This is a genomic window from Flavobacterium sp. ACAM 123, assembly GCF_000264055.1.
GTDB lineage: Bacteria > Bacteroidota > Bacteroidia > Flavobacteriales > Flavobacteriaceae > Flavobacterium.
The window spans coordinates 20145-44002 of record NZ_AJXL01000023.1 but is presented as its reverse complement, the minus strand read 5'-3'; the positions used below and the strand labels follow the sequence as shown (position 1 = coordinate 44002).

The window sequence follows — 23858 nt, the reverse complement described above, 5'->3', positions numbered from 1 at the left end:
AGGAGCCAGTGAGCTCCTCTTTTTTTATGACGTAAAATTTTATACTATTCTAAAAACAAAACTAGTTTTTGAAACCATTTGATTTTTATCGAAGACATTTACAAAGTAGGTTCCTTTTTCAAAATCCTTTCCTGGTAAATTTTCAGTAACCTGAACTGTTTTATTTTCATATTTCACAACAGTCATGAAGCTATACGTCAATGTGTCATCACCAAAATTGATGATCTTTTTATCTCCTAAAACATTGTTTTTGCTATCTATTACTTGTACATAGTACGTTTTATCACCTGATTTCGCAATTTGATTTTCAGCAATTGTAAAACTAATTTTAAGAACATCTGCTCTTCTGGCCTTATCCGTTTCGATTTGTTTACCTGAATTTCTAACTTTGTAAGCTGACGTTTTCATATTTAAAACAGTCAACTTAGCACCTTTCTCTACCGCTTTCGCTAACTCTTCGTTTTGTCCAACTAAAGTCTCATTGTATTTTTTAGAAACTCCAAGGACAACTGCCGTACTATCACGTTGCGTAGTTAAGGTTATATTTTCTTTTTTCAAATTTGCGTTCTCAGCAATCAAAACTTTCATGTTTTTTTGAAGCGCATTAAATTGGGTTTTGTATTTATTCATTGAAGCCACATCCCCTTTGGACTTGTTTAAATCAGCCATTAAACTCACCACTTTGTCTCTTTCTTGAATCAATTCATCAGACATTGAAGTATTCTCAGAAATTGCTGCATCATAAGTTGTTTTTAATTCTTGTAAATCTTTCATGACTACTTCTTTGTCACTCATCGTAGTTTTCAATTCTGTTTGAACTGTTTTTACATCAGAAGTAACCTTAAATATGTAAATTAAGCTTCCCACTAATAAAACCGCTAATACAGCGATTACTACCTTGAGACTTGAACTACTTTTTTGATCTTCCATTTTAAAATATTTTTTTTTCAAATTTAACAATATATATTGAAGTACTAACGTAAGTTAACACAATTATAGTATTTTTGAAAAAATTATTTTTTTTATGGAAAAGCTTCTGCCTTTTACAATGAATGACCTTGTCAAAATTACCAACCACAGAAGTGGCGAAATAAAATTTGGAGAAAAAATGATTACGATACCAAAAGGAGTGGATCCCATTACATTTTTACACACTTCTGAAGCCAAGTATGTTTTGTTAGGAATCCCTGAAGATATAGGAGTAAGAGCTAATTTTGGAAGACCAGGAACAGCTTCAGCATGGGACACAGCTATCAAAAATATCGCAAATATACAGCACAATCGTTTTTGTAAAGGGAGCCAAATTATTGTTTTAGGGCAGGTTAATGTTTCCGAAGAAATGAAAGAAGTCGAACATTTAAATTTCCATGATATCGATGACCGTTCCAAGTTAAGTCAATTAGTGGAAAAAATAGACAAAGACGTTTCTCATATTGTTTTTAACATCATCAAATCCGGTAAAACACCGATAATAATTGGCGGTGGTCACAATAATTCTTACGGTAACATAAAAGGTACTGCCCTTGCAAAAGGAAAATCGGTAAATGCTATTAACTTTGACGCTCATTCTGACTTTCGAATTCTAGAAGGACGCCATAGCGGCAATGGATTTTCATACGCTTACGAAGAAGGCTTTCTTAAAAAATATTTTATTTTTGGATTACATGAAAACTACACCTCTAAGAGTGTTTTAGATCTAATTAAAAAAACAGAGGACCGAGTCCGTTATAATACGTATGATAGCCTAGCTATCAGGAAGGAAAAAGAGTTCAACCAAGAAATGTTTAGTGCCCTTGATTTTATAAAAACTGATTTTTTCGGAATTGAAATCGATTTAGATGCCATACCAAATATTGCGAGCAGCGCCATGACTTTGAGTGGTTTCTCAATAGAAGAACTCAGGCAGTTTATTTCTTTTTTCGGCAAACACAAAAATGCATCTTATTTACACATCTGTGAAGGTGCACCGGATTTAGGAGAAGAAAAAAACGATCATCTGATAGGTAAGCTAATTGGATACTTAGTAACTGATTTTATAAAAGCCAACAATAGCATCATTTAATTATCTCCCACAGACCTTTGACAACAAGTATAAATCCACATGAACAACGGTAATAAATAAGCATCAAAAATAATAATACTATATTTGCAAAAACTATCCTCGCACTTAATAGAGGATATTTAATTTCAAAAATATGTTATTCGAAGATTTATCACTTTCAAAAAGTATACAAAGAGCCGTATATGAACAAGGCTATACTAACCCCACACCCATTCAAGAGCAATCTATTCCACTGGTATTAGCAGGGAAGGATTTGATTGGTTGTGCACAAACAGGAACAGGAAAAACAGCAGCTTTCGCCATACCTATTATACATCAATTGCATCGCATTGTGGGCTCCTCAAAAAAAGCAAAACAAATTCGTGCATTAGTAGTTACCCCAACGCGAGAACTAGCAGTGCAGATTGGACAAAGTTTTGACACTTACGGTAAATACACTAACCTTACCCAACTTACCATTTTTGGTGGCGTTTCACAAAACCCGCAAGTTGATGCTCTTAGAAACGGTGTCGATATTTTAATTGCAACTCCAGGAAGATTACTTGATTTACACAAACAAGGTTTTATTGATTTAGATCATTTGCACGCATTAGTACTTGATGAAGCAGATCAAATGCTTGATATGGGTTTTGTAAACGATGTAAAAAAAATCGTAAAGCTTACTCCTAAAAATAGACAAACATTATTTTTCTCTGCAACAATGCCAATCGCAATTCGCGAACTGGCTGAGATATTTTTAACAAATCCAGAAACAGTAACCGTTTCTCCTGTTTCATCAACAGCTGAAAATGTAGAACAACATGTCTATTTTGTTGAAAAAACTGAAAAACGAAACTTGTTATACCATTTAATAAAGAATCAAGACTTGTCTGATGTTTTAGTTTTTTCAAGAACAAAGCACGGCGCAGACAATGTTGTGAAAGCTTTACGCAAAAACGGTATCGCAGCTGAGGCCATACATGGGGATAAATCTCAAAATGCAAGACAACGTGTGTTAGAAGCTTTCAAAAATAAAGAAGTTGGCGTTCTTGTGGCTACTGATATTGCAGCTCGTGGAATTGATATTGATCAATTGCCTTACGTTATTAACTTTGATTTGCCTAACATTCCTGAAACATACGTTCACCGAATAGGAAGAACAGGACGTGCTGGAAATGGCGGTGTCGCTATCTCTTTTTGCAGTAAAGATGAGCATACCTACTGGAAAGACATCCAGAAATTAATTAAAGTTGATGTGAAAATCATAAGTGATCATCCTTATCCATGGCACTCTGGAAGTCCGGAAACAGCACCTGGCGGATCTACAAAACCCAAAAATTCAAACAGAAGCGGTGGAGCTCATAAATCAAGAAAGTCAGATGCTTCAAAGCAAAATAAAAAGCGCTGGTACTAATCCGTTTTTCTACTAATTCACGGTAAGAAACACCTTCTCCTAATAAGGGAAAGGTGTTTTTTTTATTGTGCCATTAAATATTATAGAGATTGATAAATTATATTTTATTATCTGGTTTTAATCCTAGTTTGTAATTATTTAAAACCAAACAATTATGGAAGCATTAGTAAATAAAAAAGATCTGTTCCATCGTCAAAATCTAGTTTTTTACCAACAATTAATATCTTTTTTGATGATTTTTTCTCTAGCGATTTTATCGAAATGACTGATCTTAGTTACTCTAGATTAGGAACTCATACCGATATAATAGGAAAGCAACAGATAAGAAAATTGAAATCAAACTAGCAATTCCTGGTCTAAAGAAAGAGGATTTTAAAATTGAATTGCATCGCAAGATAGTTGCTATTACTTCATAAAAAATAGAAAAGAAATAAGAGACTAAAAGTAACGAGAATTACTATTGAAAAGAGTTTAGTTATCAATCCTTATCCAGATCTTTTAATCTTCCGAATTACACTGATACAACATGTCAATGCTAATTACAAATATGGCATACTGCATAATGATATTGCCAAAAAAGAAGGCGACAGGAAAAAAACAGCAAAAACTATGGCTATTAAATAAGAATGGGCTTCTTTGAAATTCTTTTAATTAAAAAGCTATCATGAAGTCATTTGAACTAAAATTAGTTTAGTATTATTTCGCAATTGTCTTTTTTTAGTATTCGAAGAGAAGCTTTTAAACTATAACAGTGGATATAGTCCAAATAAAGCTCTCCTTTGTCAAAACTACCCTTAAAAAATTATGCCCAAGCAAGATTCGTTTTTGTAATATAGGTACCTCTGGCAGATGCAATATTAGTGCTGTATTCTATTGCTTTTTCGTAATAATTTATTCCTTGATCAAGATTCTTTGTTTCAAAACAATACATATTCCCTAAATTATTATTTAACGAATTCTTGATAATGTCATTAGTAGTTCTATTCGGGTAGGAAAGTCCTTTTTTGTAATAAAAAATTTCTTTATCAACTTCAGACAGTTCTTCATAATTAGCTGCAATCATATTATAGGACTGTGCTACAAGATAATCGTCATCGCTGTCAATAGCATACTTTAATGCTAAGCTTGACGCTTCTAACGATTGCTCGAATTTACACTCAGACAAATTATTTGCTGCTACAATCATTAACTTTACAATTACTTTTCTAGAGGGTAAGGGAGTTTCAACAATGGGACCATTGCCAAACATGTTAAATGAAAAAAGAAATAAAATTATTCGTAGATGGAACATAAATTACTTTTGTGAATCAAATATTCATTTATATAACTGATTGCCAACACATACATTTAATAAAGTATCCAAATTAACAAAAAGAAATATCTTACAATCAAGTTTACTACTCAGCGTTAAAACGTTACCTTAAAATTAGTAACAAATTAAAAAGAAAGCCGCCAAAGTAAAATATACTCAAGATATTTAACCTTAAATAAATAAACCGAACGGCTAAACGTATACTAAAAACACTTTGTATGGTATTAAAATAAACCTAGAAATCTTTGGGATGGTGTAATTTCCCAACTGATTTTGCCACAATTGTAGCAACCGTAGAGTCACTAGTCACGTTTACGACAGTCCTACACATATCTAAAGGTCGGTCAATGGCAAAGATAAGTGCCAGTCCCGCCTCAGGAATTCCAGCTTGACCTAAAACAATAACAAGCATGACCATACCGGCGCTAGGAACCGCTGCAGAACCAATTGAAGCAAGAGTTGCAGTTACCACGATCATCAACTGCGTATTTAAGTCTAAAGGATTTGGAAGCATCGCCTGAGCTATAAAGATGGCTGCTACTGCCTGATATAAACTTGTACCATCCATATTTACCGTAGCACCTAACGGTAAGACAAAACTGGATACTTCTTCATCAACTCCAATATGCTCTGTTACGCATTCCATAGTAACCGGTAATGTAGCGGCACTTGAACTTGTCGAAAAAGCTAATAATTGAGCAGGCGCAATGGCTTTGAAAAATTTTATTGGATTTACTTTTGCAAAAATCAATAACAAGATAGGATAAAGTACGAAAGCCATGATAAATAATCCTAACAAAACTGTTAATCCGTAGATTCCTAAAGCACCTAAGGTGCTGAAATCAGGAATTTCAACCATCAACGACGCCATCAAAGCAAAAACACCGTAGGGTGAAAACAACATTATAATGTCAATAATTTTCATAATAACATCATTCAAACCTTTAAAAAAGTCAACAACAGGTTTAGCTTTTTCTTCTTCGACAAGGATAAGACCAATACCAAGAAGGATCACGAAAAGTATAACTTGTAGCATGCTTCCATTGTCACTCAAAGCTTTAAAAAAATTATCTGGAACGATATCAATCAAGGGTTGAAGAGGGCCATTTTTTTTTGCACTCGCTGCCATTTCTATTTTTTGAGAGGCATCCACCGAAAAATTTTGGATTAAACTCTCTCTCGATTCTTGATTGATATACCTACCTGGTTTTATTAGATTGGCTAATCCTAAACCAATAGTAACAGCTATTACGGTGGAGCATAAATAAAACAATACCGTTCTCCCACCCAGTTTTGAAAGTTTTGAAATATCCTTTAGATCGGCTAAACCCACGATTAAGGAAACCACGATTAAAGGAACCGCTATCATTTTAAGAAGGTTTATAAAAATGGTGCCAAAGGGTTTAATCCAGTCAACAATAATCCCTTTTTGTTCTAAATTCTTCATTAATAAGCCAAACAGCAATCCTAATATCATTCCTATTAAGATCTTCCAATGCATCGCAAGTTTTTTCATAATTTTAATTTTATTTTTGGCCATCAAGCCAAATATACAAAAATAAAAAACTCCTCAAAATCGAGGAGTTTTTCATGTCTTTTAGTCTAATGAAACAATATCTATTTCATTATTTTCTTCCCATTGTCCCACCACCGAAGTGGCTAGTGCATTCCCTAAAACATTGGTTGCACTCCTAAACATATCGCAAAAATGATCTATTGGCAATATCAAAGCAATTCCTTCAATTGGAATATCAAACATCCCACAGGTAGCTGCTACAACAACTAAACTTGCTCTAGGCACACCAGCAATTCCCTTACTGGTAAGCATCAAAACCAATAGCATTGTCATTTGAGTTCCTAAGTCCAAATCAATACCATAGGCTTGCGCTATAAAAATACTGGCAAAAGTCATATACATCATACTGCCGTCTAAGTTAAATGAATAACCTAAAGGCAACATAAATGAAACAATTTTATCTTTTACCCCAAAACGCTCTAATTCCTCCGTTAATTTTGGAAAAACCGCTTCACTGCTTGTCGTTCCGAAAGCAATAATTAACGGACTAACAATTCTCTTTAACAGTACTGTCATTCTGCTTTTAAGGAAAATATAACCCACAAGAATTAATACTACCCAAAGTGATGAAATACCAATCAAAAACGAACCGAAAAATTTAAAATAAGTGATTGCTAGTTCTTGAAAATCCCTAACAGCAAAAACACCAGCAATAGCGCCAAAAACACCGATTGGCGCAAAGTTCATCACATAATTTACCATTTTTAAAATGATATGTGACATTTTATCTAATGCAGTAACAACCGGTTTTACATAATCTCCAATTGATGCTGCAGCTAAACCAAAGAAAATGGAAAAAACAACAATTTGTAAGATTTCGTTAGTCGCTAGTGCTTCAAATATACTCTTTGGAACAATATGTTCAATAAAATTTTCAAAAGAAATACTCTGCGTTTTAGCTAACACTTCTGATCCTGACGTCAAATCAACATTAGATAAATTAAGTCCTACTCCAGGCTCAAGAACATTCACAAAAAACATTCCCAGCAATAAAGAGATAAGAGAGGCTGTAAAAAACCAGCCTAACGCTTTTCCTCCAATTCTACCCACTGCACTAACATTTCCCAACTTTGCAATACCCACAACTAATGTAGTAAATACTAATGGCGCAATAATCATTTGCACCAATCTTATAAAAACTGTAGCAAGGATTTTTACCTTACTACTAAAAGATAAAGCTGCTTCATCTGAAATAGTGTTGTGAATTATTACTCCTAAGATGGCTCCCAGAACCATTGCAATCAGTATTTGTGAAGTCAAGTTTGACGTTATTGACTTCTTTTGTGTTTCTATAGAACTCATTTGATTTAAGGTGGGTTATTTGAGTGGGTTATTTGTTAAAAGTATCTTCTTAATTGAAGTTACCGATTCATTAGTATTAATATGTTTTGTTGATCAAATAAAAATCTGCCAAGACAATTGCTGCCATCGCCTCAACAATAGGAACTGCTCGAGGTACCACACAGGGATCATGACGTCCTTTTCCTGTCATTTCTGTAATATTTCCTTGATTATCTAACGACTCTTGTTTCTGCATAATGGTCGCTACCGGTTTAAAAGCAACACGAAAAAAAATGTCCATACCATTGCTGATTCCACCCTGAATACCACCAGACATATTCGTTTTTGTAGTTCCGTCCGCATTGTGTAGGTCATTATGTTCGCTACCTTTCATTTGGGCACCACAAAATCCGCTTCCATATTCAAATCCTTTAACAGCATTGATAGAAAGCATTGCTTTACCTAGTTCTGCATGCAGCTTATCAAAAACAGGTTCTCCTAAACCAACTGGAACATTTTGAATGACACAAGTGACCGTTCCACCTACTGTATCGCCTTGCTTACGAATTTCACGTATGTACTCTTCCATTATTACCGCTGATTCTTCATCAGGACAACGTACAGGATTACTTTCTGTTTTAGAAAAGTCCAACTCTTGGTATGGCTTTTCTAAAAAAATAGGCCCCACTGATGAAACATAAGCATTGATTTTGATATCTGGCAACATTTGCTTTGCAATCGCCCCCGCTAATACCCTGCTCGCTGTTTCTCGTGCTGAACTACGTCCACCACCTCGATAGTCACGAACTCCGTATTTTTTTTCATAAACATAGTCGGCATGACTAGGCCTATAATTATCTTTTATATGGGAATAATCGTCTGATTTTTGATTGGTATTTGGTATAATAAAACCAATGGGTGTACCCGTTGTTTTCCCTTCAAAAATACCGGACAAAAACTGGACATCATCCGTTTCTTTCCGTTGTGTAACTATGGCAGATTGCCCTGGTTTCCTTCTGGACATTTCAAGTTGAATTGCCTCTAAATCTATTGCTATTCCTGAAGGACATCCATCAATGATTCCGCCTAATGCTTCTCCGTGTGATTCCCCGAAAGTTGTTATTCTAAATAGGGTCCCGTAGCTATTTCCTGCCATTATAAAAAGTTTAGAGCAAATATATGTTTTAAGACTTAAAGTAAAAAATTTAAAAGTACGATTACATAACAAAATTCTCAACGTAATAAGATTACTTGTAGTTACTAGTTAATGGCTATTCATAACACTACAGTAAAACTAAATCCTTAGCTCAATTCCTAAATTTGTATCACTTCAAATATAAGATCAATTGAAAAAAAGAAAATTGGCACTCATTGTAATTCTTACGTGCATCTTGGAACCTTTGGTAGTCATGCAGTAGAATTCAATGAATACTTGTCATCAATAAAACCAAAAAATTTAGTACTCAATGGTTACATTGTCAATATATGTCAGATTAGTAATTCCTATTTTATCATCACCCACTTTAAAATCATTCAAAAAATAAGGAGCCTTTCTTCTCAAGGGACTGAAATCTATTACATTACAAGAAATCGCGATGAAATGCTTCGGAAGTTGAGTGATCAAAATTTGAGCAATATTGAATTAATAGATAAACTGCTTTTGGAAATGGAAGATAAAAAGGCATGGATCTTTCACGGTGATGTTTTAGATGCCTCCGCAAATCATTCGAAAGGGATTATTAAATTAGGTTGCTTAGGGTACGATTATTTAATTCTTTTCAACCGACTCGTTAATCTGGTGTTTAAAAAAAATCGGAAAAAAACCCTATTCTTTTTCAAAGAAGATCGAAGCCGGAGTAAAAAAAGTAGTCAAGCACATTTCAGATTTTAAAGCGACAGCGACGGAAATAGCTATAGAAAAAAAGTACGATTATGTAATCTGCGGGCATATTCATGAACAAAAATTATAAGAAAAGGAAACTAAAAATGGATCTCTTTTCTATTCGAATTATGGAGATTGAGTCAAAAATTTGACCGCTGTAGAATACAACAACGTAAAGTGGAAAATATACCGTAATCAAGAGTCCCATTTTTCGCAAGAAGAAAATCTTTTTGAAATGCAAGACAATTGGAGCGGTCAATTTATCTCAGCGAAACTATTTTCCAAATAAATTAATAGCTTTTATTAATTGAATCTCCCCTATTAAAAATTTAACATATTTTTATTAGTCAAAATAAAAACACAAAGCGCCTGACAGTCAAAGAACATAACATAAAACAACAAATCAGAATATGTGAATTATGAAACAATTAACAATTATAGTATAAATTTTTCGTTAACATTTCGTTGTAACTTTGCAACAACAAATATCTATCTATGAAAAAAATTATTTTATCAGCTTTTATGTTAATCGGATTAGCATTTAGCACGCAAGCACAAGAAATCTCTAAAAATGCAATAGGTTTACGTTTAGGAGACAGTGGAGGTTTTGGAACTGAAATTACTTACCAAAGAGCCTTAGGAGGTAACAATAGACTTGAACTTGATTTGGGTTGGAGAAACAGAAACAACTACAAAAATAATGGTTATGATGACAACGCAATCAAATTAGCTGCTTTATACCAATGGGTATGGAACATCGATGGTGGATTTAACTGGTACGCAGGTGTTGGTGGAGGTATAGGAACATTCGGTAGAGATTATTATGACAATAGTAATTATAACAATGAAGCATTTGTTTTTGCTGCTGGTGACATAGGAATTGAGTACAATTTTGATATTCCATTATTGATCTCTTTAGATTTCAGACCTGAATTTGGTGGTTCTGGTTATTACAATAATAATTATGGTTCTGATATTGCTTTGGGTCTTAAGTACCAATTCTAATACAATACTTTTTTATAAAAAATGCCACTAGAGATAGTGGCTTTTTTTTATTTAATAATAATTTCTTTTTTAGAATTAATTTTGACAACACAGTACGGATAAGTAATACTCTGCGTTACCATAGAACCAGTCTCCGGACTACTCTCTTTGACATTAATAATTATATTTGCCTCGGTTTCCACTGCGCTTTCAATTCCTATCGAGTAACCTCCAGTATTTTTTTTGCCCATATTCAAAATGATAAAATTTGATTTTTGAACATCAATAACGCTAATTTTATTTTTTAGCTTCTTATCATTTTGTAACATCTTTATCTCGTTCGGCTCAGTCAATATCTCGTAGAAATTAATATTACCTCCTCCATTAGGTTGTTGCGTTAACACTTCAAACAAAGGCTTTTTTACCGCGGTTTTTATAGCTTTAGCACCACAGGCTATTAATAAAAAAACAACAAACAAAAGAACAGATTTTTCTCATCGGGTTATTTTATGTTGATTCAAAGGTTTATTCCTTTTTAGATTGACTCAAAAATTTATTTTTTTTCGAATATTTTTTAATTGCCTTTTCATAGAGATCGACATACAAGGGCAAAATATTTTTAATGTCAAACTTTTTTGCGACAGACAAAGCATTTTCTTTAAATTTTAAAAGAGTAGCGTCGTCTCTTATTATTTTCAAAGCGTTCTCTGCCATTTCATCAGTATTCCCAACATCGCTCAAATAGCCTGAAATTCCCTCAAAATTCACCTCAGAGAGCCCCCCAGAGTTACTTGATATTATAGGAACTGCCCAAGCCATCGCCTCCAAAGCTGCCAAACCGAAACTTTCTGTTTGAGACGGCAACAAAAATAAATCAGTATAACTTAAAATTTGATCGATTTCATTACTATTTCCAAAAAAGATTACCTTGTCCATAATCCCTAATTCCTGACAAAGATATTCCGCTTTTTCTTTTTCAGGACCGTCACCTACCATCATTAATTTAGCAGGGATTTTCTGTTGAATTTTATAAAATATTTGGATCACATCTGGAATCCGTTTTACTTCCCTAAAATTGCTAATGTGCGTGATTATTCTTTCGTCTTCCTTTGCCATCACAAAACGGCGACATGGAATGTCGGGATCCTGAACATTCTTATCTAATTCTATGAAATTTGGTATAACATGAATGTCTTTTTTTATGTTAAATAACTTATAAGTATCCTCTTTCAAACTCTGTGAAACTGATGTCACTACATCCGATTTATTGATACTGAAACTTACTGCCGGTTTATAAAAAGGATGATTCCCAACCAAAGTAATATCTGTTCCGTGTAGTGTAGTTACCATAGGAATCTCAATCCCTTCATCTTTCAACATTTGCTTTGCCATATAACCCGCGTAAGCGTGAGGAATAGCATAATGGACATGCAGAATTTCAATCTTATAAAGTTTAACCATGTCCACTAATTTGCTCGACAGTGCTAACTCGTAGGGTTGATATAGAAACAGTGGATATTCAGGGACGTTAACCTCGTGATAATGCACATTGGGGTTTAACAATGCCAAACGAACGGGCTGACTGTAAGTAATGAAATGAACTTCATGCCCATGACGAGCTAATTCTAGTCCTAACTCGGTAGCGACAACTCCACTTCCTCCAAACGTAGGGTAACAAACTATTGCAATTTTCATGTATTTATTTTAATGTAACGAATTTAAGGAAAATAGGAACGCCATTTTTTAAAATGGCAAAAGAAATCTTTAATTAAGTATCTACTTCAAATTAATGTATTATGGTTCAATTGCATCATAAATTATTTCTTGAATGTCTTCTCGAATATTTTCTCTTGATAATTTATTTGCGGAATCTCCGGGAAATGTTCTATTGGATAAGAAGATATAAACGATTTCCGTTTCTGGGTCCGCCCAAGCCATTGTTCCCGTAAATCCAGTATGTCCAAAACTGGTCATGGAAGCACACCCGCATGTGGGGCCTTTGTCCCCTAACTGAGGTTTATCAAAGCCTACTCCTCTTCTATTGCCTTCCGCACAAAAATAACAGGTATTAAAGTCATTGAATGTCTTTTCAGAGAAATATTGCCTATTCCCATAATTTCCTTTTTGCAAATAAAGCTGCATTATTTTGGCCACATCCATACTATTTGAAAAAATCCCGGCATGTCCTCCAATTCCGCCTTCCATTGCAGCTCCCATATCGTGAACATATCCTTGTATAATCTGATGACGGAAATAGCTGTCAATTTCTGTTGGAGCGATTCGATCTTTAGCAATTCTTTGCAATGGATTATACATCGTATTATTTGCTCCAAGCGGTTTATAAAAATTCTCCGTACTTAAAACATCTAATTTTTTCCCGGTAGCTTTTTCTAAATACTCTTTTAGAATGATGAACGTGAAGTCACTGTATCTGTATTTTTTTTGAGGAAGCAGCCTACTGTCTGCAATCAACTTCATAATAGTATCATGATAATCATTTCGTAAAAAAAGACTATCAGCCACTTTTGTGGAAAACTGTACCTCTGACTTCTTTTTATAGTATTTATCCAAAGGGTTCCCCTTTTTATCTACCGTAGCTTTATAAAAAGGTATCCAAGGTTGCAATCTAGCATAATGCGACAATAATTCCTTAAAGTGTATGTCTTGTTTATTTGAATTTTTAAAAATAGGTAGCATAGAGTCTAATCTACTTTCCATGTTTATTTTATGCTGATCATATTGCAGCATTACATTGGGTAACGTAGATAAGATTTTAGTTAAAGAAGCAACATCATACAGATCCGTATTGGTCACTTTTGAACCCTTTTCATAAGTCTGGTATCCAAACGACTTCTGGTAAATAATTTTTCCTTTTCTTGCCACTAAAATCTGCATTCCAGGAGCCATTTTTCCATCGATCGCCTTTTGTGCTATCGGTTCAATTTTATCTAAAATTAAAGGATTCATTCCAACATTTTCAGCTGCCGTAAATCCTAAAACATTTAATTTCTCTGTCGAAAGCCCTGAATTAGCGGTAAAATTTGCAGTAACAGTAACGGGTAGTTTCCCTTTAGCTTCGATCGCGCCAAAAATCAATTCTGCAGAAACTTCTTGTGCAATGGGACCGTTTTGGTATGAAATCACCACACTTTCGACATCATCAAAACTAGCTACGGGAATCAAGGAATAAGGAGAAGCAAAAACATCTAGTACTACATTATTGTTTTTGGACAAAAATGCTAGTTTTTTTAATTCTGCCTGGCTAAATTCAAAGTTCTTAAATGCTATATCTGATTTATGGAAACCAATAATTACAGTTGTAAATTCGTTTAGTTTTGATTGTAAATTCTCAAGATTGTCATCTGCAATTTCAGTTACTTCCGTGTATTTTTTTAATGTGGAAACGAATGTACTGTTTGTTGCATCCCCCATTTTTAAATAGGCAATCTTTTGATTTGCTAAATCTTTAATTGGTAAAACAGTATTAGAATTTTTCAGAACAGTAATAGCGTTCTCATACAATTCATAATTTAGCGCCTTATTTTTAGTGGAGTTAAGATCTTTATACAAGTTTTTAATTTCAATTGGCTTGTAGGTATTTAAGCCTGCATAATATTTGAATTTAAGAATTTTCTTTACTGATAAAGCCAGTCTACTATCATTGAATAACGAATCTTGATAGGCTTGTTTGAAAACATCTAAAGCTAGCGGTACATTTTCCGGAAATAATAAAACATCATTACCCGCCAGAAAAGCTCGTAAATCAATCTGTCCCGGAGTACTAAATTCACTTACCCCTTTCATGTTTAAGGCATCCGTAAAAATAAGCCCTCGAAAGCCTAATTCCTTTTGAAGCACATTTGTGACAACATTATAAGAGATAGAAGAGGGATAATTTGGTTTGGATTGCAAACTCGGTACGTTTAAATGCGCTACCATAACAGAGGCAAGTCCTTCCTCAAACATTTTTTTGTAAGGGTAGAACTCCATTACCTCTAACCTTTGCTTAGAAAAATTAACTGTTGGCAATCCTTTGTGTGAATCAGTTTCGGTATCCCCGTGACCCGGAAAATGTTTCCCTGTAGAAAACACCCCTTTTCCTTGCATCCCCTTCATCATTGCAATGGCTCTCTCCGTAACTTTATACTTGTCTTCACCAAAAGAACGGAAACCTATAATAGGGTTTTTGGGATTCGTATTAATATCCAATACAGGAGAAAAGTTAAATTGCAGACCAAGTCTCTTGCTTTGTTCTCCCATCTGAGCACCCAATTTCTCAATCAATTTCATGTCCTGCACAGCGCCAAGAGTCATGTTCCATGGATAAGTATAAGTTGAATCGAGACGCATACTGAGTCCCCATTCGGCATCATTACCAATAAACAATGGTGTTGTTGATTTGGATTGATACCGATTTGTCAAATTGGCTTGACGTACAGGTCCTCCTTGAAAAAAGATTAATCCTCCAATTTTATTTTCTGTTATGAGTTTATCGATAGCATCGTAATGCTCATTATCTTTATTCGAATAGGCAGCCACCATAAATAATTGGCCTACTTTTTCATCAAATGTCATCGCATTATAAATGCTATCTACCCATTTTTTTCCGTCGTTTGAAATTTCAAAAAGCGTAGCTGTTTTTTGAGATTTGTCAATTACCAAATCATTAATCTCAGCAGGGATATGGGCAAATACTACCTTCGGCTTATTATTTTTTATCCCAATACAACTGGTTATAAAAAAAAATAAGACATAAAGAAAACTAATTCTGATGCCTGTATTTTTCATTAAAGTATTATTTTTTAGAAAAATCGGCTGTGCCAACTATCGATAGCTGGGACTTCCCAAGATTCATTATATTCCTGAATATTGTTGATCAGATTATTAAAAACGATAGTGTTCTCTGTAACTGCCTTGTCTTTTACCATCTTTTTAAAATCTATTAATGGCTTATGGGCAATATGCTCTCCTAGTTTAAAAGTCACATTCATTTTGTCCAAAAGATCAACTTTGTATTTCTGTTCCAAAGATTGGATGAATTCAACAGAAGAATCTATTGAACAACCTGTTGCAGCCTGAACATCCTGATCCACAGCTAGTATAATAAATCTATTGTATTTTAATTGATAAGAAGACACCAAACTTGTTCCGTGTGCTGCCCAATTTTCTAGAAAGGCCTGCAAAGCAGTTTCAATTTCAGCAAATTCGGCATCCGAAAATTTTCTATTTGCTTGATAGATCCAAATTTTGGATTCTTCCGGTAAATTTTCAAATGGTACGTACATTTTTTTTATTTTTTAATTTTGAATTTTAGATTTTAACTCTAAAGCTCTATAAATCCTGGGCATTTGCAATTAATTCCGCAATGTCCATCACTTTTACATCACCCTCTCTTTCTTTGTTTTTAATACCATCTGTTAACATCGTATTACAAAATGGACATCCTGCAGCAATTATGTCTGTTTTTGTCTCTAATGCATCTTCCGTTCGTTCAATATTAATTTCTTTATCTCCCGGTTCTGCGTCTTTAAACATTTGAGCGCCTCCTGCCCCACAACACAAACCGTTAGCACGTGAACGTTTCATCTCTACTAATTCAGCATCGAGTTTTTGAATCAGCTCCCTAGGGGCCTCATATACGTTATTAGCTCTTCCCAAATAACAGGGATCATGAAAAGTGATTCGTTTTCCTTTAAATTGACCTCCTTCGATGGTTAGTCTTCCATCATCCAACAATGATTTTAAAAATTCAGTGTGATGTACTACTTCGTACTTACCACCTAATTCTGGATATTCATTTTTCAAAGTATTGAAGCAATGTGGACAGGCAGTTACTATTTTCTTAGCCTCATACGCGTTCAAAACTTCAATGTTCATCATCGCTTGCATTTGGAAAAGAAACTCATTTCCAGCTCTTTTTGCCGGATCACCAGTACAACTTTCTTCCGTGCCAAGTACGGCAAAAGGTACGTTTGCACGATTTAAAATTCGTACAAATGCTTTTGTTATTTTTTTTGCTCTATCATCAAAACTTCCTGCACAACCCACCCAAAACAATACTTCAGGTTGTTTTCCTTCGGCAAGCATTTCCGCCATTGTTGGCACTATTAAATTCTCTGACATTTTATATTTTTTTATTCAGCTAGCTAACTAACTAATTGTTTGATAATTGGTTAAAAAAATAACCTACTAAAGTTTTTGAAAAAATTAATTTTCGTTTTTCCAATTCAATCTATCCTGCTGATTGTATTGCCATGGCGCTCCATTATTTTCTATGTTGGTCATCATCGCATTTACGGGAGTAGGTGCTGCACTTTGCTCCATAACCAAGTAACGTCGCATATCCATAATAATGGATAACGGACTAATATTCACCGGACATTCTTCCACGCAGGCGTTGCAAGAGGTACAGGCCCATAGTTCTTCTGGTGTAATGTAGTCGTTCAATAATGATTTACCATCTGGAATAAAAACACCTTTATTAGCATCAATATTTCTCCCTACCTCTTCCATTCTATCTCTCGTATCCATCATGATCTTGCGTGGAGATAGTTGTTTACCGGTCATATTTGCCGGACAGGCAGATGTACATCTACCACACTCTGTACAAGTGTAAGCATTTAACAATTGTACCCAATTCAAATCCTGAACATCGCTGGCTCCAAATTTAGCGGGAACTTCACCCTCAGCGGATGGCGGAGCTGCTGCAAATGGATCAGCGTTAGGATCCATCATCATTTTAACTTCGTTAGTTACTGCTTCTAAATTATTAAATTGTCCTTGTGGATTTAAATCAGCAAAATACGTGTTTGGAAAGGCCAATAAGATGTGTAGGTGTTTTGAAAAATACAAATAATTCATAAAAATAAAAATACCTATTATATGCAACCACCAAGACGTTTCAAAAAGAACCATCACTAACTCGTTTGACATTCCATTAAAGAGAGGCGCTATAAATTGACTAATAGGATAAGAACCCGCTTTTATGAAATGAGAAAAACCTCCTGGCACATTTTGCAAATGTAAGTCAGTTGCATTCATTAATAAAAACAAAGTCATTAAGACGACTTCAAAATAAAGGATATAGTTTGCATCGTTTTTAGAAAATCCTGATAAGTCTTTATTGATGAACCTTTTTAACTTTATAACATTTCTTCTAAGCCAAAAAATAACAACGGCTACCAGCACTAAACCTGCCAAAATTTCAAATGAAGCAATTAAAACATCATACGTAGTACCCAAAAAGGCAAAAACTCGATGTGTCCCAAATAAACCGTCAATTATGATTTCTAATAACTCAATGTTGATGATTATAAAACCTACGTAAACAATAACATGAAGTGCACCAGCTATTGGCTTTTTCACCATTTTTGACTGTCCCATAGCAATCATAGCCATGTTTTTCCAGCGGGCTGCGGGATTATCTTGTCTGTCAACCGCTATCCCTAGATTTATGTTTCTTTTTATTTTTTTTAAGCTAGCAAAAAAATAACCAAACCCAATAATTAATAATAGGGCAAATAAAATATTATCTAAATAACTCATAATTGCTAGTTTTTTTCTTTTGAAATAGTGTCGGTTGCAGGGGCCTTATACGGTTTGTCTTTCTTTCCAAAAAGAGAAACGTTTATATATCTTGTAGGATGAAGTCTGACATCTTGCAGTAAGAGCTCTAATTCTTTCGAAGTTTTCGATAGGTTGTCGTATAATGTATCATCATTCAATAGTTTTCCCATTGTACCGTTTCCAGATTCTAATTCAAGCAGTACGCCATCCACTTTTGTCAAAGTCTTGTTCAACGTCCTCACCGTTTTACCCAAATCGGCTTTATTTAAAGAATCTGAAATTTTAGAAAAATTGCCGGATATTTTGTTGAAATTTGTGACAACTCCTTTAATCTGAGTTTTGTTTTCATCAAGTATGGTATTCATACTCAATGAAGCTTTGTGAAACTGCTCCATTGTTTTACTTAATTCAGCCAAACTATTTCTCAAATCTTCTTGAGCTTTCTTGTCTAAAACACTATTAATTCCATTGATCAGAACATCGGCATTAGCCAAAATCTTATCCAATTTTTCTTGAAGCGGTTCTAACTTCTCTGCTACTTTGTCAGTAAGCCCAAGTCTAATTTTTCCCTTCAATTTATCACCATCGACCGCTATCTCCTTGTCTGTAAAATTGGGCTCAATAGAAATTTGTTTACCGTTAATAAAACCAGGCTCATAAATTATTGCTACACTTGACTTTGAAATTGGAAAATCAGATTTGATTTGCAACTCTACTAACAAATTACCGGTACTTTCAATAATCGTAATGTGCGTAACTCTACCTATTTCTAAACCATTTAATGTAACGGTTGCAGAGGGAGTTAATCCTTCTACGGTTTCGTACTCTACATACAATGTTTTGTAGCTGCTTAGAAGATCTCTTCCTTTTAAAAAGCTATACCCCCAAATAAATAATAATATTGATGCAATTACTAAAATTGCAGTCTTAATTTCTCTTGTTAATTTCAAAATTTAAGTATTTTGTACAAATTTAATGTAAAATAATTGAACTTCTTACTATTTAATGGCTTCTTGAATACTAATCTTTTTTCCGTTTTTAAAAGCAACCAAAAAAGAGGACTTATATCCTCTTGCCTTAGCTTCCTCTAAAAGGTTTTTAGATTCTTCGTAATCAGAAGTTGCACCGAACATATATTTATAAGCACCATTATCATGATCCATAGATATATTTTTTAATCCTTTAAAATTTCTAGGTTGCAAATCCATTTTTCTTCCACTTGCAGAAATTTGTACTTTAAATAGGATCTGTGAATTGTCTTCTTTGGACGCTGATTTTCTCTTGTCAGCAGATGCTGAATCTACTTTTGTTTTAGCTGGGCTTGCGCTGTCCTTAACCGCACTTTCATTACTTCTCTGTGAAGGCATAACTTCCAAATTTTCTACAGCACCAGTTCCATAATATTCGTTTTTATAACTAATTATTGCAGTGGCAATAGCATTAGCAATCTCATTTTGACCAACTTCCGAGTCTAATCGATTTCCTTCAGCATAATTAGAAATAAATCCCATTTCAACTAAAACTCTTGGCATATATGCTTTGTGGAGTACCATAAATGGCGCTTGTTTTACACCTCCACCACGAATCCTCTTTCCTAAACCTTCAAATGCGTTTTCAATTTTACTGGCTAAGGAAATGCTATTATCCAAGTATTCTTCCTGCATTAACGTCATTCCAATCATTGTTTCCGGAGAATTGGGATCAAAACCTTCGTATTTTCTTTTGTAATCTTTCTCTAACGTAATAACCGAGTTCTCTTTCTTCGCCGCCTCTAAGTTTGAAGCAATTTTATTCATACCCATAACATAGGTTTCGGTACCGTCGGCCGCTGTATTTCTGTTGGCATTACAATGAATAGAAACAAAAATATGGGCATTGGCTCTATTTGCAATATTAGCTCTTTCAACTAAATCAACAAAAATATCTGTCTTTTTTGTGTAGATAACATCCACTTTCGAATTTGCCTCTAGCAACTTACCCACTTTAAGCACAACCGCCAAAGCAATGTTTTTTTCGACATGTCCACTATACACTGCACCAAAATCATGCCCACCGTGTCCAGCATCTAAGGTCACTTTAAAGTTACTGGACTGGCCATAAGTTACAAAAGAAATCGTAGTTAGAAAAAAAGTGAAAACTACTTTAATTTTATTTATTAGGTACATAATTCTAAGGTTAATTTAATTAAAATACTAAGCTATTAATTTTTTTATTTGATTATTTTTGCCACAAAATAATATGTAAGTTTGACACTTCAAAAAACAAGCCATAATTTTACAAAAATAGCATTTAAACCTTTGCAGACAAACTTATTTAATATCGTTTTAGCATCATTTTTCCTGACAATGGGATATGGTAATTTATATGCTCAAGATATATCAAAAAAAACGACCGCTATAACCGCTAAAAAGCAGGCAGACACCTCCTCTTTACTTATCAATAAAAATAGTGCTTTTCTTTCAAGTCTTAGAAAAGAAACGGACACCCTTCCTAAAAAAGATACTATCAAGCCTAAAAAAGCTTTTCTAGACGGCAAGGTTAAGTATAAAGCCGCGCAGTATGCCAAAATCGACCAAAAGAAAAAGACAATCACCTTATACGACAAAGCGGAACTTTATTATCAAGATGTTGAATTAAAGGCGGGAATAATCGTCATGAACTATGAAAATAATGAAGTTTATGCCGGCAGAATTAAAGATTCTACAGGGAAATATACACAGTACCCTAATTTCAAGCAAGGTGAAAATGTAGTAGAGCCAGATTCAATTCGCTTCAACTTTAAAACACAAAAAGCTTTAATATGGAATTCAAGATCTGACCAAGGCGAATTTAAGATAAAAGCAGAAATTACGAAAAAGGAAAACGATTCTGTATACTTTTTAAAAGGCGCTCGATTTACCACATCTAAAAACATAGATAATCCTGAATATTATTTTCAAACTGATAAGGTTAAATTCATTCCAGGAAAAAAAGTAATAACAGGTTTAACCAATATGGTAATTGCTGATGTGCCTACCCCGATAGCTCTGCCGTTTGCTTACTTTCCGATGACCCAAGAAACTAATATCTCTGGAATCATTTTGCCCAGTTATAATGATTCGAATAATAGAGGATTCTCATTGCAAAATGGAGGATATTATTTTGCTTTAAACGACCATTATGATTTAACTTTTTTAGGAGATTACTATACAAATGGTAGCTACGGGATGCGCTTTGAATCCTCCTATGCTAAAAGATATGCTTTTAGAGGTAATATAAATTTCAGGTTTGAGAATTTAATTACCAGCGAGCGAGGCTATCCCAATTATTCAAAGCAAAATATTTACAATTTACAATGGTCACATTCGCGGGATTCAAAAGCAAATCCTAATTCTAGTTTTTCAGCATCCGTCAATCTTGGGAGCAGTAAGTATTTTGAACAATCGATAAATCAGGTTAATATTGGATCTAATCTTAACAACACCTTAAGCTCTTCGATTTCCTATTCTAAGACATTCGAAACAATACCACAAGTAAGGATGTCTTTATCCGCGACACATTCACAAAACACCCAAACTGAAGTGATTAATATGACGCTACCGAACCTTCAACTTAGTGTGGATCGAGTGTATCCCTTCGTTGGAAAAGACGGAATTAAAAAAGGTTTTTTCAAAAACATTAATTTACAGTACAACTTAAATGGTCGTAATTCTATAATCACTACTGATTCTCTTTTTTTTAAACCACAAATGTTTAGAGACGCGCAGTTAGGAGTTCAACACAGCATTCCTGTAAGCACCAATTTCAAATTGTTTAAGTATTTTAGCGCATCTACCACGTTAAATTACGAAGAAGTATGGTATGCGAAAACAATTGAAAAAAATTATGATGCCAACCAGAGTAAAGTAGTCGATAAAATTATAAGCGGCTTTGACGCCTTTAGAACGTATTCTTTTTCCTCTAGTGTAGGTACTACTATTTATGGTACTTTTAATTTTGGTGAAGACAAAAAAATAAAATCAATCCGACACGTCATGAGACCGAGTGTTTCATATGGTTATACACCCAGTTTTGAAAAATACTATGACACTTATGCCTCTGACGCCAGCGGAACAATCACAAAACAATATTCACGTTTTGAAGGTGGTATCTTTGGTGCACCGGGACTAAACAATTCTAATAACCTTGGATTCGATTTAAGCAATACTTTTGAGGCAAAAGTAAAAGACACAGACAGCACTAAAGTAGAGCCTAAAAAAATAATGCTGCTTAACAATTTAAACCTGTCTACGAATTACAATTTAGATGCAGATGGAGTAACAACGCTTGCCTGGTCACCGGTCAGAATAAGTGGAGGAACACAATTATTTCACGATAAGATGAATGTTAACTTTGGTGCTACATTAGATCCGTATGCGATTAACAATTCCGGGAATCGAATCGCTATCTATAATATTAATAACGGTGGTAGCTTATTTAGAATGACAAGTGGCAATGTGACGTTGAACTACTCCATATCGAGTACAGAAAAGGACCAAAACAAAAGAAATGGAAACGAACAAAGCCAAAGAAATGGTGGTCGTGAGGATGATCTTTTTGGAGCTAATACTATCTTAAACGACACTCGTGTAAGTCAATTTGATGGTGCTGAAGAAACGGGAGAAGATAAAATTTCAGAGTTTTTCAATTCAAAATTACCATGGGATATGACTTTTGCCTATTCGCTAACGTATGGAAACAACAACAGAGAGAAACAGATCATTGGGAATTCGATAATGATTTCAGCAAATACTGACCTTACACCAAAATGGAAAGCAGGGATATCGACCGGTTATGATTTTGTGCAAAATGGGGTTACCTTTACACAACTTCGATTCGAACGGGATTTGTTAAGCTGGAGAATGGACTTCAATTGGACCCCTTTTGGAACAAATGCTAACTGGGGATTCTTTATCGGAATAAAGTCAGGAGTGTTAAGCGACATCAAGTTTGATAAACGAAATACAAATATAACACGTTAACACACTCCTTTCCGGTTGCTTTTCCCTGTGAAAAATTAATTGCAAAAACAAAAAACATTTTTATGAAAAAGATAATTTTTACTGATAAAGCTCCAGCGCCAATAGGCCCATATAATCAAGCAGTGCTCAAAGGAGACACACTCTATGCTTCAGGACAAATTGCAATAAACCCAGCAACAGGACAATTGGTATTAGAGACGATCGAAGCAGAAACAGAACAGGTGATGCAAAACATGAAAGCGGTGCTGCAAGCCGCAGGAATGACATTTGAAAATATCGTAAAAACTACAATATTTATAATGGATATGAACGATTTTACCAAAATAAACATCGTTTATGGTTCTTATTTCAACGAAAAAACCGCTCCAGCTCGTGAAACGGTTCAAGTGGCCTGTTTGCCAAAAAATGTAAATGTAGAAATTTCTATAATTGCAATTCTATAACGATTTTAATAATAACAGAGCAGTTGCTTCGCTTGTCGCTATTGGCACATTGTGAACATCGCATACGCGAAGCAGCATGTTTATATCTACTTCATGAGCGTGGCTGGCCAACGGGTCTTTAAAGAAAAGAACCATTTTAGTCTTTCCTTCTGCTACTCTCGCCGCAATTTGCGCATCTCCCACCATAGGACCGCAAAGCATCTTCTGCGCTTTGAAGCCAGCAATCTCAGCCTTACTTCCTGCAGTTCCAGTGGCAATTAGCTTGATATTTTCATGTTGCAATAAATCACTGTTTTCATTCAAAAACTGAACCATATCTGCTTTTTTTCATTATGAGCAATAATAGCAATTTCCATAGC

At 34.4% G+C, this 23858-nt stretch carries 20 protein-coding genes and 1 pseudogene; 7 read left to right on the top strand and 14 right to left on the bottom strand.

What is annotated here, in order from left to right; all coding sequences use genetic code 11:
- Window positions 1–39: 39 nt before the first annotated feature.
- Window positions 40–930 (bottom strand): hypothetical protein, encoded by an 891-nt coding sequence (locus tag A3SG_RS0106100; RefSeq protein WP_016989138.1) that lies wholly within the window; start codon window positions 928–930, stop codon window positions 40–42.
- Between the two features lie 94 nt (window positions 931–1024).
- Here A3SG_RS0106100 and A3SG_RS0106095 point away from each other — a divergent pair, with 94 nt between their 5' ends.
- The 3 genes from A3SG_RS0106095 to A3SG_RS23070 all read left to right on the top strand — a co-directional run bounded on the left by A3SG_RS0106095 (window position 1025) and on the right by A3SG_RS23070 (window position 3871).
- Window positions 1025–2062 (top strand): formimidoylglutamase, encoded by a 1038-nt coding sequence (locus A3SG_RS0106095; protein ID WP_016989137.1) that lies wholly within the window; start codon window positions 1025–1027, stop codon window positions 2060–2062.
- Between the two features lie 133 nt (window positions 2063–2195).
- Entirely contained in the window at window positions 2196–3455 is a 1260-nt protein-coding gene (locus tag A3SG_RS0106090) for a DEAD/DEAH box helicase (RefSeq protein ID WP_016989136.1), read from the top strand.
- Between the two features lie 284 nt (window positions 3456–3739).
- Window positions 3740–3871, top strand: a complete 132-nt coding sequence (locus A3SG_RS23070; protein WP_410500988.1) for an Hsp20 family protein — start codon at window positions 3740–3742, stop codon at window positions 3869–3871.
- Between the two features lie 386 nt (window positions 3872–4257).
- On the opposite strand, the gene A3SG_RS0106080 is transcribed toward A3SG_RS23070, so the two are convergent.
- The 4 genes from A3SG_RS0106080 to aroC all read right to left on the bottom strand — a co-directional run bounded on the left by A3SG_RS0106080 (window position 4258) and on the right by aroC (window position 8780).
- Window positions 4258–4746, bottom strand: coding sequence for a hypothetical protein (locus A3SG_RS0106080; protein ID WP_083832407.1), 489 nt, complete (start codon window positions 4744–4746; stop codon window positions 4258–4260).
- A 256-nt stretch (window positions 4747–5002) separates the two neighbouring features.
- Window positions 5003–6283, bottom strand: coding sequence for a dicarboxylate/amino acid:cation symporter (locus tag A3SG_RS0106075; RefSeq protein WP_029596638.1), 1281 nt, complete (start codon window positions 6281–6283; stop codon window positions 5003–5005).
- Window positions 6284–6364: 81 nt separating this feature from the next.
- Window positions 6365–7645, bottom strand: coding sequence for a dicarboxylate/amino acid:cation symporter (locus tag A3SG_RS0106070; protein ID WP_016989132.1), 1281 nt, complete (start codon window positions 7643–7645; stop codon window positions 6365–6367).
- A 76-nt stretch (window positions 7646–7721) separates the two neighbouring features.
- Window positions 7722–8780: a chorismate synthase gene (aroC, locus tag A3SG_RS0106065; protein WP_016989131.1), complete on the bottom strand. Its 1059-nt coding sequence runs from the start codon at window positions 8778–8780 to the stop codon at window positions 7722–7724.
- Between the two features lie 276 nt (window positions 8781–9056).
- On the opposite strand from aroC, the gene A3SG_RS22915 reads away from it, so the two are divergent.
- The gene (locus tag A3SG_RS22915; protein ID WP_316945187.1) at window positions 9057–9515 is read left to right on the top strand and encodes a hypothetical protein; all 459 of its coding nucleotides are present in this window, start codon (window positions 9057–9059) and stop codon (window positions 9513–9515) included.
- Window positions 9516–10001: 486 nt separating this feature from the next.
- A complete protein-coding gene (locus A3SG_RS0106055) occupies window positions 10002–10511 on the top strand; it encodes a hypothetical protein (protein WP_016989129.1) in 510 nt (169 codons plus the stop codon).
- Window positions 10512–10558: 47 nt separating this feature from the next.
- Here A3SG_RS0106055 and A3SG_RS0106050 read toward each other — a convergent pair whose 3' ends face one another.
- The 8 genes from A3SG_RS0106050 to A3SG_RS0106015 all read right to left on the bottom strand — a co-directional run bounded on the left by A3SG_RS0106050 (window position 10559) and on the right by A3SG_RS0106015 (window position 20221).
- Entirely contained in the window at window positions 10559–10969 is a 411-nt protein-coding gene (locus A3SG_RS0106050; RefSeq protein ID WP_016989128.1) for a protease complex subunit PrcB family protein, read from the bottom strand.
- 46 nt (window positions 10970–11015) lie between these two features.
- Entirely contained in the window at window positions 11016–12185 is a 1170-nt protein-coding gene (bshA, locus tag A3SG_RS0106045; protein WP_016989127.1) for an N-acetyl-alpha-D-glucosaminyl L-malate synthase BshA, read from the bottom strand.
- Between the two features lie 99 nt (window positions 12186–12284).
- On the bottom strand, window positions 12285–15278 hold the full coding sequence (locus A3SG_RS0106040; RefSeq protein WP_016989126.1) for a glycoside hydrolase family 3 N-terminal domain-containing protein: 2994 nt from the start codon (window positions 15276–15278) through the stop codon (window positions 12285–12287).
- 14 nt (window positions 15279–15292) lie between these two features.
- Window positions 15293–15775, bottom strand: coding sequence for a hypothetical protein (locus tag A3SG_RS0106035; RefSeq protein WP_016989125.1), 483 nt, complete (start codon window positions 15773–15775; stop codon window positions 15293–15295).
- A 46-nt stretch (window positions 15776–15821) separates the two neighbouring features.
- Entirely contained in the window at window positions 15822–16613 is a 792-nt protein-coding gene (locus A3SG_RS0106030; protein ID WP_016989124.1) for a (Fe-S)-binding protein, read from the bottom strand.
- Window positions 16614–16697: 84 nt separating this feature from the next.
- The gene (locus tag A3SG_RS0106025; protein WP_016989123.1) at window positions 16698–18035 is read right to left on the bottom strand and encodes a (Fe-S)-binding protein; all 1338 of its coding nucleotides are present in this window, start codon (window positions 18033–18035) and stop codon (window positions 16698–16700) included.
- 5 nt (window positions 18036–18040) lie between these two features.
- A complete protein-coding gene (locus A3SG_RS0106020; RefSeq protein WP_016989122.1) occupies window positions 18041–19006 on the bottom strand; it encodes an MlaD family protein in 966 nt (321 codons plus the stop codon).
- A 48-nt stretch (window positions 19007–19054) separates the two neighbouring features.
- Entirely contained in the window at window positions 19055–20221 is a 1167-nt protein-coding gene (locus A3SG_RS0106015) for an N-acetylmuramoyl-L-alanine amidase (protein WP_016989121.1), read from the bottom strand.
- A gap of 81 nt (window positions 20222–20302) precedes the next feature.
- Here A3SG_RS0106015 and A3SG_RS0106010 point away from each other — a divergent pair, with 81 nt between their 5' ends.
- Window positions 20303–23056, top strand: a complete 2754-nt coding sequence (locus A3SG_RS0106010) for a putative LPS assembly protein LptD (protein WP_016989120.1) — start codon at window positions 20303–20305, stop codon at window positions 23054–23056.
- A gap of 62 nt (window positions 23057–23118) precedes the next feature.
- The gene (locus tag A3SG_RS0106005; RefSeq protein WP_016989119.1) at window positions 23119–23499 is read left to right on the top strand and encodes a RidA family protein; all 381 of its coding nucleotides are present in this window, start codon (window positions 23119–23121) and stop codon (window positions 23497–23499) included.
- On the opposite strand, the pseudogene A3SG_RS19225 reads toward A3SG_RS0106005, so the two are convergent.
- Window positions 23494–23855, bottom strand: a pseudogene (locus A3SG_RS19225) (methylglyoxal synthase). The gene A3SG_RS0106005 and the pseudogene A3SG_RS19225 overlap by 6 nt on opposite strands.
- Window positions 23856–23858: the final 3 nt, after the last annotated feature.

Excerpts from the sequence above, each read along its gene's own strand:
- A3SG_RS0106100 (WP_016989138.1), bottom strand. The coding sequence starts at position 930 with ATGGAAGATCAAAAAAGTAGTTCAAGTCTCAAGGTAGTAATCGCTGTA.
- A3SG_RS0106095 (WP_016989137.1), top strand. The coding sequence starts at position 1,025 with ATGGAAAAGCTTCTGCCTTTTACAATGAATGACCTTGTCAAAATTACC.
- A3SG_RS0106090 (WP_016989136.1), top strand. The coding sequence starts at position 2,196 with ATGTTATTCGAAGATTTATCACTTTCAAAAAGTATACAAAGAGCCGTA.
- A3SG_RS0106080 (WP_083832407.1), bottom strand. The coding sequence starts at position 4,746 with ATGTTCCATCTACGAATAATTTTATTTCTTTTTTCATTTAACATGTTT.
- A3SG_RS0106075 (WP_029596638.1), bottom strand. The coding sequence starts at position 6,283 with ATGAAAAAACTTGCGATGCATTGGAAGATCTTAATAGGAATGATATTA.
- A3SG_RS0106070 (WP_016989132.1), bottom strand. The coding sequence starts at position 7,645 with ATGAGTTCTATAGAAACACAAAAGAAGTCAATAACGTCAAACTTGACT.
- aroC (WP_016989131.1), bottom strand. The coding sequence starts at position 8,780 with ATGGCAGGAAATAGCTACGGGACCCTATTTAGAATAACAACTTTCGGG.
- A3SG_RS0106055 (WP_016989129.1), top strand. The coding sequence starts at position 10,002 with ATGAAAAAAATTATTTTATCAGCTTTTATGTTAATCGGATTAGCATTT.
- bshA (WP_016989127.1), bottom strand. The coding sequence starts at position 12,185 with ATGAAAATTGCAATAGTTTGTTACCCTACGTTTGGAGGAAGTGGAGTT.
- A3SG_RS0106040 (WP_016989126.1), bottom strand. The coding sequence starts at position 15,278 with ATGAAAAATACAGGCATCAGAATTAGTTTTCTTTATGTCTTATTTTTT.
- A3SG_RS0106035 (WP_016989125.1), bottom strand. The coding sequence starts at position 15,775 with ATGTACGTACCATTTGAAAATTTACCGGAAGAATCCAAAATTTGGATC.
- A3SG_RS0106030 (WP_016989124.1), bottom strand. The coding sequence starts at position 16,613 with ATGTCAGAGAATTTAATAGTGCCAACAATGGCGGAAATGCTTGCCGAA.
- A3SG_RS0106025 (WP_016989123.1), bottom strand. The coding sequence starts at position 18,035 with ATGAGTTATTTAGATAATATTTTATTTGCCCTATTATTAATTATTGGG.
- A3SG_RS0106015 (WP_016989121.1), bottom strand. The coding sequence starts at position 20,221 with ATGTACCTAATAAATAAAATTAAAGTAGTTTTCACTTTTTTTCTAACT.
- A3SG_RS0106005 (WP_016989119.1), top strand. The coding sequence starts at position 23,119 with ATGAAAAAGATAATTTTTACTGATAAAGCTCCAGCGCCAATAGGCCCA.